The organism is Achromobacter piechaudii NBRC 102461, from assembly GCF_001571245.1.
GTDB classification, from domain to species: Bacteria; Pseudomonadota; Gammaproteobacteria; order Burkholderiales; family Burkholderiaceae_B; genus Achromobacter; species Achromobacter piechaudii.
Window position 1 is genome coordinate 738,539 of the sequence record NZ_BCTK01000001.1, and the last position, 20,977, is coordinate 759,515.

Annotated in this window: 8 protein-coding genes (1 of these 8 only partly in view); 6 read left to right on the forward strand and 2 right to left on the reverse strand. The window is 67.3% G+C overall.

Features of this window, described 5'->3' with window-relative positions:
- From API01S_RS03385 to API01S_RS03410, 6 genes are all read left to right on the forward strand, one after another.
- Positions 1-11,528, forward strand: the final stretch of a protein-coding gene (locus API01S_RS03385; RefSeq protein ID WP_167351691.1) for a DUF4347 domain-containing protein. Its footprint begins 21,202 nt before the window's first position; the window shows 11,528 of its 32,730 coding nt (coding positions 21,203-32,730); the start codon falls outside the window, past its left edge; the stop codon is at positions 11,526-11,528.
- Positions 11,521-13,344: an HlyD family efflux transporter periplasmic adaptor subunit gene (locus tag API01S_RS03390; protein WP_061303110.1), complete on the forward strand. Its 1,824-nt coding sequence runs from the start codon at positions 11,521-11,523 to the stop codon at positions 13,342-13,344. The genes API01S_RS03385 and API01S_RS03390 overlap by 8 nt, the downstream gene beginning before the upstream one ends.
- Positions 13,345-13,351: 7 nt before the next feature.
- Positions 13,352-15,505, forward strand: coding sequence for an efflux RND transporter periplasmic adaptor subunit (locus tag API01S_RS03395; protein ID WP_006219982.1), 2,154 nt, complete (start codon positions 13,352-13,354; stop codon positions 15,503-15,505).
- 15 nt (positions 15,506-15,520) lie between these two features.
- Positions 15,521-17,494 (forward strand): preprotein translocase subunit SecA, encoded by a 1,974-nt coding sequence (locus API01S_RS03400; RefSeq protein ID WP_061303113.1) that lies wholly within the window; start codon positions 15,521-15,523, stop codon positions 17,492-17,494.
- A gap of 13 nt (positions 17,495-17,507) precedes the next feature.
- Positions 17,508-18,317, forward strand: coding sequence for an efflux RND transporter periplasmic adaptor subunit (locus API01S_RS03405; protein ID WP_061303115.1), 810 nt, complete (start codon positions 17,508-17,510; stop codon positions 18,315-18,317).
- 129 nt (positions 18,318-18,446) lie between these two features.
- On the forward strand, positions 18,447-18,851 hold the full coding sequence (locus API01S_RS03410) for an Imm1 family immunity protein (RefSeq protein ID WP_050730439.1): 405 nt from the start codon (positions 18,447-18,449) through the stop codon (positions 18,849-18,851).
- A gap of 39 nt (positions 18,852-18,890) precedes the next feature.
- On the opposite strand, the gene API01S_RS03415 is transcribed toward API01S_RS03410, so the two are convergent.
- Together API01S_RS03415 and API01S_RS03420 are read right to left on the reverse strand one after the other, a co-directional pair.
- Positions 18,891-19,856 (reverse strand): 2-hydroxyacid dehydrogenase, encoded by a 966-nt coding sequence (locus API01S_RS03415; RefSeq protein ID WP_061303117.1) that lies wholly within the window; start codon positions 19,854-19,856, stop codon positions 18,891-18,893.
- Between the two features lie 87 nt (positions 19,857-19,943).
- Complete coding sequence (locus API01S_RS03420) at positions 19,944-20,939, reverse strand: Bug family tripartite tricarboxylate transporter substrate binding protein (protein WP_061303119.1); 996 nt, start codon at positions 20,937-20,939, stop codon at positions 19,944-19,946.
- Between the last annotated feature and the right edge of the window lie 38 nt (positions 20,940-20,977).

A 20,977-nucleotide genomic window follows, 5' to 3' on the forward strand; every position in this document is an offset into this window, starting at 1 on the left:
GCCTGGTGTCCGGCAGTGGCGTGAATGATGTCTACCGCTTCACGTTCACGGTCTACGACCCGGCCAATCCGACGGCGAACGCCGGCCCGGTGTCGCTGGCCGCGCTGGGGTACACGGCCGGCAGCCAGGGCGTGCTGTACGGCCCGTCCTACGCGCTGGCAGGCGCAACGGATCAGGCCAACGCCAATCTGCCGATCTCGTTCACCTTGCCGTCCGGCGCACTGACGGTGCAGCAGGGCTCCAGCACCTTGCGCCTGCAACTGAGCAACGCGCAGCTGAACGCCTTGGCGGCCAAGTCGGGGCAGGCAAGCGGCGACCTGTATCAGCGCGCGCTGGCCGGCCTGCGCTCGTACACGTACATCCTGGTCGATGGACAGCAGCTGACCGTGGATCAGATCGTCCCGACCGGCCAATGGTGGGGCTCGGCGATGTTCGACACGGTCCTCATCACGCTGAAGTCGCCCTATGTGGGCGACCTGAGCGCGGTTGACAGCAGCGGCCATCACAACCTGAACATCGTGCTGGGCAATGCGTCCGGCACCTTGGGCGGCGAAGACCTGAGCGGTTCGGCCAATACGCCGCGCCCCGTGGTTCCTGGCAGCGGCACGGCCGCGCCCGTGCTGGGCGCGACCGATCGGGATATCTCTGCCGATGTCATCGCGGCCATCACGCAGTACAACCTGGACCATCCGCAAGGCCAGATCAACACGGGCGCGGGTTCGCTGTACGCCAACCTGACGGCGACCACGCCGGGTACGACGTGGTCGGTCATCGAGCGCACCGTGACCAGCAACCAGCTCCAGCTGGCCGGTAACACGCTGGGCTGGCAGATGCCGTCGGTCAATTCCGTCCAGCAGTACAACGACTGGATGAACAACACGGCCAACGGCCTGATCGGCAGCGAGATCACGTTCACGATCGACGGGGTGAGCCATACCCGCCGGATCACGTCGCTCAAGCTGGTGCAGGCCGATGGCTCGCCCGCGACCAGCCTGTACGACTCTCAGAACCAGATCGCTTTCAGCTTCTCGGGCGCTGCCGTGTCCTTGAAGAATTTCTATGTGCGCGATGGCGTGAACATCGTGTCGGCGGCGGGCCTGCCGTCGCAGCTGACCTACGGCCTGACCGGCCTGGGCAACGGCACCGGTTCGGTGGCGGTGGCCTACACGATCCAGCGTGGCTTTGGCGCGGTGGCGCTCAAGCAGGGCGTGCTGACCTCGGACACCCCGAACAACAACTGGGGCTGGTTCGGCAGCAACCTGCTGCCGTTCTACAGCTATACGGAAACGGCAGGCGCGGGCTATGCCGAATTCGTCGACATGGGCAATGGCTTCGGTTGGGATCTGACCAAGTCCAACATGAGCGACGTGGCGCGTACGCAGCTGGCCAACAGCATCAAGGCGCTGCTGCAAAGCGGCCAATCGATTTCGCTGGCCGGGCTTGAGCTGTACATGACGAACCAGAACGGCAGCTTGCAAGGCCATGACCTGGGCGTCTATGACAACGGCACGCTGCGCATCCTGACCATCGTGGACGCCAACGGCGACCCCTTGACCGCCTCCAGCCCGGACAGCGCGTGGCTGACCGGCCGCATCACGTTCTCGGGCAAGGTGTATGCGCAGAAGGGCCAGCTGGAAGACCTGAACGTCTACCAGAACACCAACGTGCATGATACGGCTACGTCGGGCAGCTACACGCCGGTCTTGCAGGGCATGACCGTGAACGCCGGCATCCGCCTCGTGGACAACGGTTTTGCGCAGCAGTCGCTGACGCAATTCGGCGTGGCCACGCTGACCCTGCCGGGCACCGACCGGCTGGTGCAGGGCCAGCGCGTGGAACTGAGCTTCGCCAATTCCACGCAGACCGCCATCTATTACATCCAGAGCGTCAACGGCCGCGTCGTGACGCTGTCCGAGAGCGTGGATGGCGCCTTCAATGGCGGCGACGCCGTGACCATCGCGAAGATATTCGGGGTGGCCGGCAGCACGCCGGGCGCGGTGACGGTCAAGCTGTTGGACGCCGCCGCCAGCGGCGCTACCGTGTCGGCCGACAACGTCATTACCTTGACCGACATGAACATCGTGCCGGTGACGGACGCGAGCGGCCAGGTCACGGGCTACCGGGCCTTGCAGAACTACGACCGCGTCTATCTGAACGATGTGCGCGTGCAGATCGGCAAGACTTCCAGCCTGCAAACCAACGTGGCCTACTACGTGCTGGTCGGCGCGAACAATACGGTCCAGCTGTTCGCCTCGAAGGAACAGGCGGTGCTGCATCAGCAGATCGAACTGCTGAACCAGACGGCCGAAGGGCGCGAGCTGGCCAAGGCGCTGTTCACGGACGCGGGCATCACCGGCGAGCTGCTGCGCGGCTTTGCGGCGGCCGATATCCGCGGCATGTTCACCGTGTCCACGCATCTGTTCCAGACGCAGGCGGCCGGTTCGACGGCGGGCCTGAACGCGTCGATGCAGGCGCTGCACGAACAGTTGAAGAACCAGGGCTTCGACGCCAACTACCTGCCGGCGGCGCTGGATATCACGGCGGCGTTGAACCTGGTCAAGTCCACGCGCAACCAGATCGTCTACGACTACGTGGTGGACAAGGAACTGGCGCAGACCGCCGAATACCACAACTACTGGCGCGACCGCCTGGAGTCTGCGGCAGGCGCGGCCAGCTCGGCGTTGACCTCGGTAGGGGCGGGCAGCTTCAAGCTGGCCAACATGAATATCGTGGACGACGGCACGGGTCAGCTGCGCGCGCTGCGCACGGGCGACGAGATCTATTTCCGTCAGTCAGTGGGCAATGTCCGCGCCGACACCGCGTACTACGCCATCGTGGGCGCGGACGGCACGATCCGTCTGGCGGCCACGCTGGCTGACGCGATGCTGTACCAGACCGGGGCCGGGCAGAACGACGGCCTGTTGGCGCTGTACCCCAACATGGGCGAGGCGATCACGCTGGCGTTCGATGCGTCCAGCCTGAACGGGGCGGGTGTGCAGGCATACACGCGCACCTACACGCAGCGCGCCGATGCGCCCGCGCAGACGGCGGCCGACATTGCGCTGTACGGTCAGACCTACAACGCGGGTTACTTCTTCTACTTCTCGACGGCCACGTTGCGCAACATCGAGAACAACCTGCTGTATCCGGTGTCTGCGGCCATCAACGAACAGGTCTTCGACGTGGACAGCGACGCCGATGGCGCGCCGCCCGTGGACCGGTTCCTGAACATCAAGGCGGGCGGTGGCATCGTGCTGCGCACCTCGGGCCAGGGTTCGATCGGCGCGGAGCTGGGCGACTACACGCTGCAACTGCCTAACCTGGCGGGCCTGTCGGACGACGAGCGCGCCAACGTGTTCGACTCGCTGCCGGAGGCCGACAAGGCCATCCTGTCGCGGGCGAACGCCGTCAACCTGGCGGGCGTGTATCACACGCTGTATCGCTACATCGGCCCGGCCGGCACCACGCCGCTGGACCGCGCCAGCGTGGACTTCACCGATACGAGCCTGTGGCAGCGCTTCGAGCCGGTGTATTCGAACGACGCGTCGCTCAAGCTGGGCACGACCTTGTCCGCCAACAGCGCGGTGCAGTTCCTGTTCGCAGACCGCTTCGGCCTGTACGAGAACAGCCGCGAGGTGTTCATCTACAACAGCAAGCTGCTGGAAGGCGCATCGGCGGGCGAGATCGGCCAGTGGCAGGCGAATCTTGCCGCCGCGCGCGCCAACGGCGTGCAGGTGGTGGATATCGGCAGCGGCTTCCTCGATCCGGTCTGGAAGCCGGTCAACGTGCCCTACATGGCGCAAGACGGCGCCAGCCCGCAGGCATTGTCCAGCGGCATGCTGGTGGGCGACATGCGCGACCCGCGCTACCTGACGCTCAAGCTCACGCGCTCGCTGGCAGTGCAGGCGGTCAATGGCGTGGTGTCCGCCTACAGCGACACCACCGTCGGGCTGGATTCGCCCAAGGGCAGCATCCGCCTGGGCGATATCCACGCCAAGGATGGCATCACCATCACGGTCAGCGCGCAGGGCGGCTCCATCATCGGCACCGATGCAGGCACGCTGGAAAGCGCCGGGCAGGTCAGCCTGGTGGCGCATCAGGACATCGTGGGCAGCACCCGCGATGCCGATGGCATCTACCAGTACGACGCCAGCCGTCATCTGCAATTGAGCCTGTCGGCCGGCCACGCGCTGTATGTGGAAGCGGGCGGCGTGGCGCGCGTATCGCAGTCGGGTGCGCAGGACCTGAACCTGGTCCTGGCCAACACCAAGGGCACGGCGGCGGGCGGGTCTTCGTACCAGACCGACGCCAACCTGCGCGTGGGTCAGGTGGTATCGGCGGGCAGCGTGACCTTGAAGGCGGGCTTGTCAATCCTGAACGCCACGTCCGACGGCCAGCGCCAGTACGCCAACGTCGTGTTGTCGGACCTGAGCGCCGCCGAGCTGGCGGGGCTGGGTTATGTCCGGGAAGTGGTGCTGATCGCCGGGCAGTCGGTGGGTCAGCTGGGGGCGGACGTGTCGCAGGAAGGCGCGCCGCTGCTGGTCAGCATCTCGGCCAGCGATACGCAGGCCACGCTGCGCGCCTCGGCGACGCAGGGCGTCAACCTGTACGCCATGCACGGCCTGCGCCTGGGCGGGATCGACGTGGTCGATGCCGGCGGTGCGCGCGGCGATGTGCGCATCTATGCGCTGGACGCCATCCTGAACGGCACGGCCTCAAACCAGGCCGCAATCACCGCCCGCAACGTGTGGCTGGAAACGCTGTCGGGCAGCGTGGGCGCGCTGGGTGCGCCGCTGCTGACCGATATGTCGGGCTATCTGGTGGCGTCCGCGCTGGGTTCGGTGTCGATCAGCCAGCTGGGCGCGCACGATCTGGTGCTGGCAAGGGTGGAGTCGCGCTCACGCGACGAGGTCCATCTGAGCAGCGAGGCCAGCATCGTCAACGACAAGACGGCGCAGCCGGGCCTGTCGGCCACGCGCGGCGACGCGGTGGTGACGGGCGGCAGCCTGTACTTCGTGGCGGGCGGCTCGGTGGGCGGCTATGCGCTGCCCGATACGGCCGGCGCGGCGGTCAACGACGCGCTGATCGTGGCGGCGGTGGGCGCGCAATCGACCATCAATGTGCAAGCGGTGGGCGACGTGGCGCTGGTGCAAGCCGGCGCGGCGACCGATGCGCAAGGCGTATCGCAGGCGCTGTCGTTCAATGTGGGCCAGATTCAGGTGCGCAACGCCTGGCTGGTGGCGCGTCATGAAGGCGCGCAGGCGGGCACGTCGGGCGACATCGTCATCGCGCCCGATGCCGTCATCAGCGCGGCAGGCGTCTTGAGCCTGTTGGCGGGCAACAACCTGTCGGTCGCGGGCCGCAGCGGTTTGCAGGCGGGCGGTCTGGTCCAGGCGGGCCAGCGCATGAACCTGCGCGTGGACCGCGACGACCGTGGCGCAGCCGGCTATGGCAAGGCGTCCGTCGTGGACGTGAACGGCCGCCTGTTGGCGCCCGAGGTCTACGTGTACGGCAGCGACAGCGGCGACAACACCATCAGCTTCGGCGCCAGTGCCGAGGTCGGTGGTGCGCTGGACGGCAACGGCGCGTTGACGCAGGGCGACCTGCTGGACGTGACGGGCGGCTCGGGTCAGGACACTGTGCAGGTCAATGCGCTGCTGATCAATCAGCAGCAGAGCATGGTGCGGACCCTGGGCGGCGACGACTCGGTGACGTTCGCCGACACCACGGTGCGCGGCGCGGTGACCGTGCTGATGGGCGCAGGCGCTGACGCCGTGACGGTGCAGAGAAGTGGCATTACCGGCGCGCTGACGGTAGATGCCGGCGACGGCGGCAACGTCGTGCTGGTGGAGTCGGTGACGGTGGGCGGCGATGTGTCGATCACAACCGGCGCGGATGCGGATCAGATCACGTTGCAGGGTACGGACGTGACCGGTTCGGTGACGGTGTTCGGCGGCGACGGCGCTAACGTCGTGCTGGTGGATACGGTGACCGTGGGCGGTGATGTGTCGATCACGAGCGGCGTGGATGCGGATCAGATCACGTTGCTGGACACGGACGTGACCGGTTCAGTGATGGTGTTCGGCGGCGACGGCGCTAACGTCGTGCTGGTGGATACCGTAACCGTGGGCGGCGATGTGTCGATCACGACCGGCGCGGATGCGGATCAGATCACGTTGCAGGACACGGACGTGACCGGTTCAGTGACGGTGTTCGGTGGCGACGGCGCTAACGTCGTGCTGCTGGATACGGTGACCGTGGGCGGCGATGTGTCGATCACGACCGGCGCGGATGCGGATCAGATCACGTTGCAGGACACGGACGTGACCGGTTCGGTGATGGTGTTCGGTGGTGACGGCGCTAACGTCGTGCTGGTGGACACGGTGACCGTGGGCGGCGATGTGTCGACCACGACCGGTGCGGATGCCGATCAGATCACCTTGGTGGACAGCGGCCTGACCGGCGCGCTGACGATTGCGGCGGGCGCTGGCGACAACACCTTGTTGCTGGACACCCTGACGGTGGGCGGCGCTACCCGCATCACCGCGGGCTCCGGCCAGGACGTCATCATGCTGCTGGACAGCGGCTTGATGGGCGCGCTGACGGTGGACGCGGGCGATCGCGACAACGCCGTGCTGCTGGATACCGTGACGGTCACCGGCGCAACGTCGATCACGACGGGCGCGGGCGATGACGGAATCACGCTGCGCCAGAGCGGCTTGACCGGCTCATTGACGGTGGCGGCCGGGAACGGCGACAACAGCGTCTTGCTCGATACCGTAACCGTGGGCGACGACACGTCGATCACAACGGGCTCGGGCAATGACGTGATCGGCTTGACCGACAGCGATCTGACCGGCGCGTTGACCATCATTGCCGGTGACGGCGACAACGGCGTGCTGCTGCAAACCGTGACGGTCGGCGGCGACACTTCCGTTTCCAGCGGCCAGGGCGATGACCTGATCGCCCTGGTGGATAGCGGCCTTGCCGGCATGCTGACGGTGAACGCAGGCGACGGAGAAAACGTCGTCGTGCTCGATACCGTGACCGTGGGACGCGACACCGCCATTACGACTGGCTCGGGCGCGGATCAGATCGGTCTGGTCGATTCCGATCTGGCCGGCTCGTTGACCATCGACGCCGGAGACGGCGCGAACCTGATCCTGATCGACACGGTGTCCATCGACGGCGACACCGTCATCGCCACGGGCACGGGCGCGGACGAGATCAGCCTGCTGGATAGCGCGGTGGGCGGTTCGCTCGCCATCGCGGCGGGCGACGGCGACAACACTTTGCTGACGGATACCGTAGTCGTGGTGGGCACGACCGCGATCACCACGGGCCTGGGCGCTGACCTGATCACGCTGTCCGATTCCGACTTCCTGGGCCGTCTGTCCGTGGACGCCGGCGCGGGCAACGACAAGATCTGGATGGCACGCATCCTGCTGGGCAGCGGCGCGACCGTGCTGGCGGGTGCGGGCGACGACATCATCTACCTGTCGGCGCGCGCGCTGGCCGGCGGCGTTTCGCTGCACGGCAACGACGGCGACGACCTGATCGTGCTGGACCAGCTGCCTACGCTGACCAGCCAGCAGGGCGCGGCCGGCGTGACGGATCGCGTCGACGTCGACGGCGGCCGGGGCGCGGATCGCATCATCGTGAACCTGGCCCAGGCGCTGACGTCCATCGTCATCAACGTGCACGATTCCGACGACAACGGCCTGGAAAACCTGTCGGAGCTGAACCAGCTGACGATCAACGGCACCACGCAGGACGAGACCTTCCTGGTGCGCGAACACTTCGTGGCTAAGATCACGCCGCAAGGCGCGGGCTACGCCAGCGAAGTGCAGCGCGTGAACTACGACCGCAGCATGACGGGCGGACTGCGCCTGAATGCGGTGGACGGGGCTAACCGCTTCTATATCGACGACACCAGCACCTATGTGGTCATCGACGGCGGCCTGGGCAGCGATGCGTCCAAGCACAACGAATACCAGGTCGGCCAGTTGTACGCGCTGGACCGCCAGTTCCCCAACGTGGGCGCGGGCGATGCCATCGATACCGTGCAGACCACGCAAGGCTATCTGTCGCGCGGCAACAGCTACGGCCTGACCCTCTACGGCGCGGAAAACAGCAGCAACGTCTTCCGCATCTACAGCAACGCCGCGCCGCTGGCGCTGTTCGGCGGCAAGCGCGACGACGAATTCATGGTCTACGCGTTCAAGCAGGCGCCAGCCGAAGGCGGCGGTTATGTCGTCAACGGCCCCGTGTCGATCGATGGCGGAGCAGGCCTGAACACGTACACGGTGCTGGGCTCGGAAGACGACGACGCCTTCGTGCTGACGCAGGAAGGCATCCGGGGCGCCGGGCTGAACACCAGCTACCAGAACATTCAGCGCGTCAATCTGGATGCGCGCGAGGGCAATGACCACATCTACGTGCTGTCCACGCGCAGCAACGTCATCACGACGCTGATCGGCGGACGCGACAGCGACACCTTCGATCTGTCGGGCGACGTGGCCGGCAACACCATCGTGACCGGTCGCGGCGGTTCGCGCGACGTGCTCGATGGCGCGCAACCGGTCAGCATCGCCGCGCAACCGGGGCAGTTGGACGCGAACGGCGGCAACACGCTGTCGCTGGCGATCAATCTGGACCTGAACGTGCTGCCGCGCCCGGCCTCGGGCCAGGCGTATGTGTCGCTCAGTAGCGCCATGGTGGCCTCGGCCCTGTATGGTTCGTTGACGCAGGGCGTGGGCCTTGCCGCCACCGATTCGATGGCGGCCGCCATGCAGAGCCTGCAAGGGCGCGGGCTGTTGCTGTCTACCGATGGCGGGCTGACCTGGCATCAAAGCGTGGTGCTGACGTTCGACGCGAATGGCGTCGGCGCGCAAGCCTGGGGCGCCATGCAGCAGGTGCTGGTCAAGGTCGAAGACGGCGCGGGCGTGGGCTTGCCGCCGTTGAGCCTGGCGGGCCGGGACCTGTATCTGTCGGCCTCGCTCTTTACGACCTTGCCCGGTCTGCAAGACGTGGCGCTGCCGCCGATCCTGGTGCGCGTGGCGGACCCGGCCTATGCCGGCCCCGCCAATGACGCAGGCAAGGTGCGCGACCCGCGCGCCAGCGACCAACCGGTGGTCAGCGTAGATCCGGTCACCGGGATCAGCTATGCCAACCACGGCGACCAGCCGCACGATGTGTCCGGCATCCAGGGCACGCTGCTGATCGAAGGCGATACGCTGGACCGCCCCGATTACGACGGCACGCTGCATGCGGGCGTGGGCCTGCCGGGCGAGACCGACGGCGTGCTGGGCGCGCGCCAGGACGGCGTGGCGTCCACCGCGCCGGTCAACGACCGCATCCGGCTCTTCAACGACGGCACGAGCGCGGGCCAGAGCGGCATGCAGGGTCAGGTCGACAACCTGGGCGGCCTGGGTCGCGTTTACGACAACGCGCAAGCGGCCGACTTTGGCCGCATCACCGGGCTGGGCATGACGCCGGGCCTGGGCGGCGCGGGCGGCACGGTGTCGCAGACGAGCGCGGCGGGCACGCACGTGTTCGACCGGGGCATTGTGTTCCACGGCGTGCAATCGGTGAACACGATGCTGGGCCAGGGCGACGACACCTACACGGTGCGGCACGCCACGGTCGGCACCGTCACGCTGGTTCAGGGCGGCGGTGGCAACAACCTGCTGGTGGCCGAGGGCGCCACGGTGGGCGGCACGGACCGTCCGGTGCTGCTGTTCGGTTCGACCAGCCAGGACGACGCCTACTACACCGCGCAACCCGGCCAACGGGTGGCGGGGCAGGCGCTGCACTTCGGCGCCGCAGGCAACAACGTGCTGGACGCGCGCACCACCACGCAGGGCGTCATCCTGTACGGCGGCGCGGGCAACGACCTGATCCTGGGCGGATCGGGCAACGACCTGATCGCCGGTGGCGGCGGCAGCAACATCATCCATGCGGGCCAGGGCAACAACATCGTGTTCGGCAACGCCGGCATGAACATCAGCCTGGATGTGCCCATGGACATGAGCGCGGCGGCGGCGGCCGACGGGCAATCGCTGGCGGCGCTGACGCTGGTGCTGACGCCCGAGCAGGCGGCCGCCCTGGCGGTGGGCGCGTCAGCGGACGGGCTCGTGGCGGGCGGCAACACGATCACGGCAGGAGACGGCAACAACATCGTGTTCGCCAACTACGGCCGCATCGTGACGGTGGAACCGGTCAACTTCCTGCGTCAACGCGGCGATTTCATCGACGCGGCGGCGCCGGGCGCGGGCGTGCGCTATCTGGCGGGTTCGGGCTTGCAAAGCCTGGAAACCATCAACCTGCCTGCGGGCGGCACGAACACCATTACGGTGGGCGCGGGCCGCAACGCCTTGTTTGGCGGCATGGGCGATGACGTCATCCGCGCCGAGGGCGCGGGCGGCTTCAACCTGATCGCCGGCGACGGCGCACGGGCGGTGTTCACCGCCGCTGGCCGTATCGCGCTGTTTGAATCCACCTACGCTTCGGTGGGCGGTTCGGACAGTCTCTACAACAATGGCGAAGGCGTGATGATCGGCGGCATGGGCGCGGACCAGTTGGAAAGCGGCGCGGGCAGCAACGTGATGTTCGGCGACAGCGGCCGCGTGGCGATGGTCAACGACCGCCTGAGCCTGATCGAAACCGTGGACATCGCGTTCGGCGGCAACGACATCCTGCTGGCAGGCACGGCCGGCAACTACATGCTGGGCGGCCTGGGCGCGGACAACTTCCGCGGCAACTTCTCCAAGGATGTGATTGTGGGCGACTTTGCCGCCATCTATATCGAACCGGAGAGCGGCCGCGTGGTGAACCTGACCCGCTTCGGCATGGGCGGCAACACGCCCGACCTGATCACCCGCACGCTGGAAGATCTGTATTCCTGGAACGGGGACTTTGGCGCCTGGCCGCGTCCGGCCTATATGCCGCTGATGACGCGCTGGAGTGCGGGCGCATCGGTCACGGCCGGGCAGGAAGAGCAAGCGCACCGGGTCAGCATGGGACCGGCGCAGCCGGACATCGCAATCGCGCGCCACGACGGCGGACTTTCCGACTATGCTTCGGCGGGCGCGCGGGGCGAGGTGTTCCTGCGCACCGATCAAACTGCGCAAGGCTCGGGCCAGGGCTATCCGTCCGGCGCACAGCCTGCGCCGGGCAAGCAGCCCGAGCCCAAGCCCGAGCGGCAAGCGGACCCGGATGCCGCTCCGCAAGAAGGTGCGTCGTCCGACCAACCGGCGCTTGTCGCGCCGAAGACGGCGGCGCTGACTGAAGCCGACCCGGCCGTCGATGGCAGCGCGTCCGCCGATCCGGGGAACGCCTTGGCCGAGCAAGTGGCCATGGCGGCGGGCGTGGGCATCCTGGGCTTGAGCGGTGCGCTGGGCAAGTCGGGCAACGCGACGGTCGTGTTCAATTCAAAGACCAATACCTGGGAACCGAAGGTCAGCCGCAAGCGCGGACTGAGCGTACGGCAACCGGTGCTGACGGAGCGTGAAAGCAAGGATGAATGATGCAGTCGTGCCCGCGCAGGTCAAGCGCGCGGATCTGGCATGGTGGTCGGCGCTGTCGTCCGCCACCGATCGCCAGTCCTTCCTGGACGCCTGGCTGGCCTTGCAGGCCGGCCAGCTGTCGGGCGTGCGCCATGCCGCGCTGATCCTGGGCGAGCCGGACACCGGCCCGTTCGAGGCCGTGTCGCAATACCCCGTGGGCAGCCGCGCCGGCGCGGCCTTCTATGGGGCGGTGGACGAGGCCTTGCAGGGCCGCGAAGTGGCCGTGTCGGCCGATGCCGCTGGCCTGGTGGTGGCGTATCCGCTGGTGCAGAACGGCCTCATCCATGGTGTGGCCGCGTTTGAAACCGTCATGCAGGCCCCCGAGCCACTGGTGCAGGCGCTGCGCTGGGGCGCGGGCGTGCTGGAACTCTGGCTGCTCCAGCAGCAGGAAACCGATAGCGCGCAAACGGTCGAACGCCTGATGGTCGTGATCAATTGCGTGGCGCGCTCGCTCAAGGAAGGGCAGTTCAAGGACGTGGCGCTGACCTTGGTGACCGACCTGGCGACGCGGCTGGAATGCGACCGGGTCAGTATCGGCTTCCGGCAGGATGGCCGCAGCAAGGTGTATGCCTTGTCGCACAGCAGCCGGCTGGTGCAGAACATGAATCTGGTGCGCAGCGTGGCCGAGGCCATGGACGAAGCCATCGACCAGAACACCACGCTTTGCGTGCCGCAGGACGAGGGCCGCACCATCCAGCTGCGCGCGCACCAGAAGCTTGCGCGCGAATTCGGCAACCGCAACGTATTGACAGTGCCGGTCGCGCCCGACAACGAGGCGCGCGGCGCGCTGGTGTTCGAGCGCCCCGACGACCTGCCGTTCGACAAGGCCAGCATCGAACTATGCCAAAGCGTGGTGCTGCTGGCGGGCCGCGTGCTGTATCAGCGCTTGCAGCAGGAACGCCCCTTGTGGCGCAAGGGGCGCGATGCGCTGCTGCGCGAAGCGGGCCACCTGCTGGGGCCGCGCCACATCGGCCGCAAGCTGGCGGCCCTTGCGCTGGTGGCGGCGGTGGCGTTCGCCGTTTTCGCGCACGGCCCGTACCGCATCAGCGCGACAGCCACGGTGCAGGGCGTGGTCCAGCGCGTGCTGGCCGCGCCCTTCGATGGCTATATCAGCGATGCGTCGCGGCGGGCGGGCGACGTCGTGAAGCAGGGCGACGCGCTGGCGGCGCTGGACACGCGCGAGACCGAATTGGAATTGCTGCGCGCCGGCAACCTGGAAGTGCAGTACCGCCGTCAGGCCGAAGAAGCCTCGGCGCGGGGTGACAGCGCGGCGTCCGCCATCGCACAGGCGCAGGCGCGCCAGGCGATGGCGCAGATCCAGTTCTATCGGGAACAGGTCCAGCGCTCGACCTTGCGCGCCCCATTTGACGGCGTGATCGTCAGCGGCGACCTGAGCCAGCAGCTGGGCGAGGCGGTCAAGCGCGGGCAGGAGCTGTTCAAGCTGTCGCCGCCGGACGGCTATCGGCTGTGGCTGGATGTGGAAGACCGCTTGATCGACGACGTGGCGGTGGGGCAGACCGGCAGGGTGGCGCTGGCCGCGATGCCCGACCGGCAGATTCCGTTCACCGTCACACGCATCGTGCCCCTGGCGCAGGTGCAGGAAGGCAAGACCGTGTTCCGCCTGGAGGCCAGCCTGGAACCGGCGGCGGCGCAGGCGCTGCGTCCCGGCATGGAAGGCGTGGGCCGGATCGATATCGACCAGCGCCGCTATGCCTGGATCTGGACGCACGGGTTTTTTGATTGGCTCCGCCTGAAGTGGTGGGCCTGGTTCGGCTGACGAGAAGATGTCTGGTACCGCGCTCTATAGCAATTCCTGGCACCGGGTCAGCACGCTGCGCCCTCGGCTGCGTTCGCACATCCATATCCATCGCCACGTGTATCGCGGCGAGGTCTGGTATGTGATGCAGGACCAGAGCAACGGCGAATTCCATCGCTACACGCCCGAAGCCAATCTGCTCATCAGCCTGATGGACGGGCGGCGCACGGTGCAGGAGATCTGGGAGATCGCCTGCGGCCAGCTGGACGATGACGCCATGCCGCAGGACGAGGTCATCCGGCTGATGGCGCAGCTGCACCGCGCCGACGTGCTGACGACCGACCGCGCGCCCGACGTACGCGATCTGGTCGAACGGCGCAAGCGTCAGCGCATGCAGAAGATCAAGCAGTACATCGGCAACCCCAGCGCGCTGAAGCTGCCGCTGTTGGACCCGGACCGCTGGCTGACGCGCGCCTTGCCCTGGTATCGCTGGCTGTTCACCTGGGTGGGCGGCCTGCTGTGGCTCGTGGTCGTGGCGGCCGGGGCGGCGCTGGGCGCGATGCATTGGCAGGCGCTCACCCACAACATCTGGGATCAGGTGTTCTCGTCGGGCAACGTGCTGGCCATGGCGTTGGTGTACCCGGTGGTCAAGGCGATCCACGAATTGGGCCACGCCTGCGCGGTCAAGGCGCGCGGCGGCGAGGTGCACGAGATCGGCCTGATGTTCCTGCTGCTGGTGCCCATCCCCTACGTCGATGCGTCCGCCGCCTCGGCCTTTGCGGACAAGCGCTGGCGGATGCTGGTGGGCGGCGCGGGCATCCTGGTGGAACTGTTCCTGGCGGCGGTGGCGATGATCGCGTGGACGCAGCTGGAGCCGGGGCTGGGCCGCTCGCTGGCCTATACCGTCATCATCCTGTGCGGCGTATCGACGCTGTTCATGAACGGCAACCCGCTGCTGCGTTATGACGGTTATTACGTGCTGTCCGACGGCATCGAGATTCCCAACCTGGGCCAGCGCGCCAACGGCTATCTGGGCTACCTGTTCAAGCGCTACGTGCTGGGACTGCGCGGTGCAGAGGCCCCGCGCGCCACGCCCGGCGAACGCGCCTGGTTCGTGGGCTACGCGCTGCTGTCCTTCTGCTACCGCATGTTCATCATGTTCCTGGCCATCTTCATCATGGCCGGGCAATTTTTCTTCTTTGGCGTCCTGCTGGCGATGTGGGCGCTGTTCAACACGATCGTGATGCCGCTGTGGCGGCTGGGCCGGCAGTTCTATGCCGACCCGCAGATCCAGGCGCATCGCCTGCGTTCCTACGCGATCAGCGCGCTTTGTATCGCCGGGCTGATCGGGCTGGTGGGGGCGCTGCCGATGCCGTCGTCCACCGACACCGAGGGCGTGGTGTGGGTGCCGCCCAGCGCGCAGGTCCGCGCGCCGGTGGCGGGTTTCGTGCGCGCGCGGCAGGCGGCGGACGATGCGCCCGTGGGGCAAGGCGCGCCGCTGATGGCTTTGGAAAACGACGAGCTGATCCGCCGCGACGCGATGCTGGCCGCGCAGGTCGACGAATACCAGGCGCGCTATGTGCAGGCCTACGCGCAGAACCAGGTGCAGGCGGCCATCATGCGGCACCAATGGACCAGCTTGCAGACCGAGCGCCGCGCCATCGCCGAGCAGGTGCAGGGGCAGCAGGTGCGCAGCCCGCACGCCGGCCGCTTCGTGTCGGCGCAGGCCGAGGACATGACCGGCCGCTACGTGCAGCGCGGCGAGCTGCTGGGCTATGTGCTGACGGACGCCGAGACCGTGCGCGTGGTGGTGCCCCAGTCGAGCCTGGAACGTATCCATCGTTCGCTCAAGGACGTGCGCGTGCGCTTGGTGCAGGATAGCGCGCAGGAGTTCGGCGCGCAGATTGCGCGGGAAGTGCCCGCCGCCACCGATGAATTGCCCAGCCTTGCGCTCAGTTTGCAAGGCGGGGGCAGCATCGGCGTGGACCCGCGCAAGTCGCGTGAAGGGCAGGCCAAGTCGTCGGAAAACCTGTTCGTGATGGACCTGCGCCTGCCCGACGATGCGCCGCGCGCGTATCTGGGCGCGCGCGTCTATGTGAAGTTCGCGCACCAACCCCGGCCGCTGGCGCTGCAAGCCTACGACGCGGTGCGGCAGATGGTGCTGCGCCAGTTCCAGCTATGAGGCGAGCGCCCTGATATGCACGCCTTCGCCGCCCTGAACCCGGACCCGCTCTATCCTGAAAAGGAAAGCGAGCGGCATCCGAACAAGCTGGAAGCCTGGGGCACGGGCGCGCTGCGCTGGCTGGGCCGCAAGCGCCGCCAGCCGCTGTCGCGCACCCGCCGCATTGTGGCCAGGGTGCATCGCGAAACCGAAAAGTTAGGCGAGCTGGATCTTGCCAGCGTGCGCCAGCGCGCGGACGAGATCGCCTACGAGTTGCGCTGCCACGGCATCACCGCCGCGAGCGCCGCGCGCGCGTTTGCCTTGATCCGGCAGGCGGCGCGGCTGACCGTGGGCAAGGCGCATTTCGATGTGCAGTTGATGGGCGGCTGGGCCATGCTGCAAGGCATGGTCGCCGAGATGAACACGGGCGAAGGCAAGACGCTGACCGCCACACTGCCCGCCGCCACGGTGGCCATGGCCGGACTGCCGGTGCATGTCATCACCACCAACGATTACCTTGTCGAGCGCGACGCGCAGATCATGTCGCCCATCTACGAGGCGCTGGGCCTGACGGTGGCCTGGGTCAGCATGGAGATGGACATCCCCACGCGGCGCAAGGCGTACCAGGCCGACGTGGTGTATTGCTCGAACAAGACGCTGGTGTTCGATTACCTGCGCGACCTGATCGTGCTGGAAGGCGGCAAGGATGAAGATGCGTTGCGGCTGGAACGGCTGCGGGGCGAACAGGGACGGCTGGCGCAGCTGTACCTGCGCGGCCTGTGCTTTGCGATCGTGGACGAAGCCGACAGCGTGCTGGTGGACGAGGCGCGCACGCCGCTCATCATTTCGGGCGTGCAGGAAGACGACACGGCCGAGGTGACGCGCCAGGCCATGTTGCTTGCCGGCGCGATGGACCCGTCGCACTACCGCCTGCTGCGCGGCGAACGCCGGGTGACGCTGACCGAACTGGGCCGCGAGCATCTGCGCGCCGCCTGCGCCACATTGCCCGCGCCATGGAGCATTCCGTTTCGCGGGGAAGAGCTGGTGCTCAGTGCCTTGACGGTATTGCACCTGTACCGGCTGGACGAGCAATACATCATCCGCGACGAGAAGATCATGGTGGTGGATGAATTCACCGGGCGCGTGATGCCCGACCGGTCCTGGGGGCAGGGCCTGCACCAGATGCTGGAATTCAAGGAAGGGCTGGCGTTGAGCGAGCCGCGCGCCACGCTCAAGAGCATCAGCTATCAGCGCTTCTTCAAGCACTATCTGCTGCTGTCGGGCATGACCGGCACGGCGGCGGAAATCCGCGCGGAGCTGGGGCGGGTGTATGACCTGCCGGTCGTGCGCATTCCCACGCATCGCGCCTCGCGCCGACGCTACGCGCCCGACGCGGTGTACGCCAGCCTGGAAGAAAAATGGGCGGCGGTGCGCGACCGCGCGCGCGTCCTGCATGCGCAAGGCGTGCCGGTGCTGATCGGTACGCGCTCGGTGGCGGCCTCGGAGCAGGTGGCCCAGGTGTTGATCGAGGCCGGCTTGCCCGCCGTGGTGCTCAACGCCAAGCAGGACGCGGACGAGGCCGACATGATCGCGCAGGCGGGGCAGATCGGCAGCATCATGATCGCCACCAACATGGCCGGGCGGGGCACGGATATTCCGCTGTCCGACGCCGCGCGCGAGGCGGGCGGCCTGCACGTCATCCTGACCGAGCGCCACGAATCGGCGCGCATCGACCGACAGCTGGAAGGCCGCTGCGCCCGCCAGGGCGACCCCGGCCACGTCGAAGCCATCCTGTCCTGGGAAGACGCGGTGCTGGATAGCGTTACCGGCCCTGCCTGGGCATGGCCCGCGCGGCTGTTGCGCGGGATGGGCGGCCATCGGTTGGCGGCCGCGTGGCTGCGCTACGCCCAGGCGCGCACGGAAAAGAAACTGGCCCGCGAGCGCCGCCACATGGTGGCCGCGGACGAAGAACTTGAAAACTCCCTGTCCTTTTCCGGGCAAGGGGATTGAACTTGCAGAACCCATGACACGACGCCTACGTATTCCTCGCGCCTTGTGCGCCCCGATTCTCTGTTGCGGCCTGCTCTTGAGCGGCGTCGCCGCCGCGCAGGGCTTGCCGCCCGACGCGCGTTTGCCGGTGCTGTCCGAACCCGCGCTATCCACGCAGGGCGACAGCTTGCAGTCACCGATGGCCTGCCTGATCGAGCCGTTCCAGGTGTCGGAACTGGGCAGTGCCTCGGCGGGGGTGCTGAGTAATGTGCTGGTGCAGCGCGGCGACGTGGTCAAGAAGGGCCAGGTCGTGGCCGAACTGAATAGCAACGTCGACGAAGCCACGCTGGGCCTGCGCCGCGCCGAAGCCGCCTACCTGGGCCGCGTCGTCGATCGCAATGCCGACCTGTTCAAGCGGCAACTGCTGCCCGCCGGCGATTACGACGAAATGACTTCGCGCAGCCGGCAGGCTCAGCTTCAAGTGGCCTTGCAACAAGCCATCCTGGCCGAGCGCAGCATCAAGAGCCCATTCGATGGCGTGGTCGCCGAACGCTACGCCGGCCCGGGGGATCGCGTCAATGACAACAAGATCGTCAAGCTGGCGCAGATCAACCCCTTGCTGGTGAAGGTGGTCGTGCCCGAGGGCCTGTACGGCCAGATCAAGGCGGACGCCAATGCGCAGATTTCGGTCAATGCCGCGATCAGCGACAAGCCGCTGCAAGGCAAGGTCTGGCGCATCGACCGTGTGATGGATGCCGCAAGCGGTACGTTCACCGTGCTGTTGCGCGTGCCGAACGAGGGCAACGTCATCCCTTCGGGCATCCGCTGTTCGGTCAAGTTCTGATCTGGCCCGCGCCGCGATCCGCCGATGCCGGTAGACTGTTTCTTTTCGCGCTCCGTCATTGCGGAGCATCGGATCGACGCGTGGCCCATGCGGAGGCCACGCGCTTACTAGCAAGGGGGCTGGAACGCTGTGAAAATAAAAAAACTGATTGAAGAGCGCCGGGTGGACGAACGCGTCGCGGTGAGCGAACGCGCCGACCCGAGCAACGCCGAGGCGCTGGCCGCGCTGGACCAGCTGGACGGCGCGCAGTTCAGCTCGATTGCCTTCGTGACGGAAGACGAAACCGTCATGGCGATAGGTGGCGGCGGAGACGGCGCGTTTGTGGTGTCCATCACGCTCGATGACGACGCGCGCATCTATACGCTGATCGACCCGACACGCTCGGAAGACCACGACCAGGACGTAGTGGTGGGCGGGCAGGCGGGCAGCTACCAACAGTACCAATGCGTTGACCGCGACATGGCGAAGGCGGCCCTGCTGTATTTTCAACAGGAAGGCCAGCCGTCGCCAGACTTGAAATGGGTCAGCGAATAGCGGACTCGCGTCGCGTGACCGGCCGCTGACCGCAGCCGGTCAGACCACCTGGGTCAACACTTTTTCATCGCGGAACCAGCCGTCCAGATTGGCCACCATCAGGTCGGCCATGGCGCGGCGGGTTTCGTGCGTGCCGCTGGCGATGTGGGGCAGCAGCACCACGTTATCCATCGCATTGAACGCGGCGGACGTGGCCGGTTCGTGCTCGAACACGTCCAGCCCCGCGCCCGCGATGCGCTTGTCTTCTAGCGCGCTGACGAGCGCGGCTTCGTCCACGACCGTGCCGCGCGCAATATTGATGAGCCAGCCGGTGGGGCCCAGCGCGTTCAGCACCTTGGCATTCACCATGTGGCGCGTGGCGTCGCCGCCCGGCACGGCCAGCACCAGGAAGTCGCACTCGGCGGCCAGGGTTTCGATGTCGGGGCAATAGCGGTAGCCCTCGGGGGCATCGGCGCGCGGCTTGCGGTTGGTGTAGAGGATCTCCATATCGAAGGCGGCGGCGCGGCGTGCGATCTGCAAGCCGATGTTGCCCAGCCCGACGATGCCGCAGCGTTTGCCGGACATTCTTGTGCCCAGCGGGAAGTTCTCGCTGGGCCAGCGGCCGGCGCGCACGAAGCGGTCTGCCTGGGCGATGCGGCGCGGGGCGGCCAGCATCAAGGCAAGCGCCGTGTCGGCCACGCAGGCGTCCAGCACGCCGGGCGTGTTCGTGACGACGACCCCGCGTGCGCGGGCGGCCGCCAGGTCGATGGTGTCGTAACCCACGCCAAAACTGAATATGCCTTCCAGCGCGGGCAGCGCGTTGATCAGCTCGGCCGTCGCGCCAAAGCGTCCACTGGTGGCGATGCCGCGTATGTGCGGGCCGTGCTCGCGCAGCAAGGCGTCGGCATCGGCGGCTTCCCAGAGGCGATGCACGCGGTAGCGCGATTCAAGATCGGCGACCAGATCCGGCAGCAAGGGGCCGACCATCAACAGGTGCGGGGCGGAGGAAGGCAGGGAATCTGTCATGGATACGGCTTATCGGGAAAGGCTTGTGGAAGGGGCTTCTTGGCAATGCGGATTGGGACGCGGCCCGGAAACCGGGCCGGCCCGTTATCAATTGGTCTGGATATTGCGCGTCTTGATGATCTGCCCATAGCGCGCGCGTTCGCTGGCGGCCAGCTCCTGCAACTGCTGCGGGGTCGAGCCATGCGCCACCGCACCTTGCGATTCCAGCTTGGTCTTCATGGCCGGGTCGGAGGCAACGTCGCGGATGGCTTGCGACAGCTTTTCGATCACGGCGGGCGGCGTGCCGGCCGGCGCCAGCACGGCGGTCCATGAGCCCGACTGTGCATTCTGCACGCCGGCTTCATCGATGGTGGGCACGTCGGGCATGGCGGGCGAACGCGTCGCGCCGGTAACGGCCAGCGCGCGCAGCTTGCCGCCAGTGACGTAAGGCATGGTTTCCAGCACCGAGGCGAACAGCATGTCCACGCGGCCGGCCATCAGGTCGGTCATGGCGGGGCCGCCGCCCTTGTAGGGCACGTGCATCAGATCGACGCCGGTGGCCTGCTGGAAGATCTCGCCCGACAGGTGCGGCGCGCCGCCCGTGCCGGAACTGGCGAACGTGTGCTTACCCGGTTCGGCGCGCGCCAGCTTGACCAGGTCGGCCACGTTCTTGGCGGGCAGGGTGGTCGGCACGACCAGCACGAAGGGCAGGTCCGAAAAGAGCGACACGGGCGTGAACGCAGTGGCCGGGTCGGAATGCAGCTTGTAGATCCACGGGTTGATCGCCAGCATGCCGGAATTGGCGAACAGCAGCGTGTAGCCGTCGGCGGGCGAGCGCGCCACCAGGTCAGCGGCGATCTGGCCGCCCGCGCCGGGGCGGTTGTCCACCACCACCGATGCGGCCAGCTTGTCGCCCAGCGCCGCCGCCAACAGCCGCGCCGAGATGTCGGTGCCGCCGCCTGGCGAAAAAGGCACGATCAGGTTGATCGAACGCTCCGGATACCCGGCAGCCTGGGCGCTGAACGGCAAGGCGGCGGTGGCGGCCAGGGCCAACGCCGCGGCAATGAGCCGGACGCGGGGGCGGGCGATGGGGGGTGTCTCCATGTCTTTTCTCTTTTTTGGGGTGGGAAACGGCTTGCGCC

Bases quoted from the DNA above. Each gene is read 5' to 3' on its own strand.
- API01S_RS03390 (WP_061303110.1), top strand. From the start codon at position 11,521: ATGAATGATGCAGTCGTGCCCGCGCAGGTCAAGCGCGCGGATCTGGCA.
- API01S_RS03395 (WP_006219982.1), top strand. From the start codon at position 13,352: ATGTCTGGTACCGCGCTCTATAGCAATTCCTGGCACCGGGTCAGCACG.
- API01S_RS03400 (WP_061303113.1), top strand. From the start codon at position 15,521: ATGCACGCCTTCGCCGCCCTGAACCCGGACCCGCTCTATCCTGAAAAG.
- API01S_RS03405 (WP_061303115.1), top strand. From the start codon at position 17,508: ATGACACGACGCCTACGTATTCCTCGCGCCTTGTGCGCCCCGATTCTC.
- API01S_RS03415 (WP_061303117.1), bottom strand. From the start codon at position 19,856: ATGACAGATTCCCTGCCTTCCTCCGCCCCGCACCTGTTGATGGTCGGC.
- API01S_RS03420 (WP_061303119.1), bottom strand. From the start codon at position 20,939: ATGGAGACACCCCCCATCGCCCGCCCCCGCGTCCGGCTCATTGCCGCG.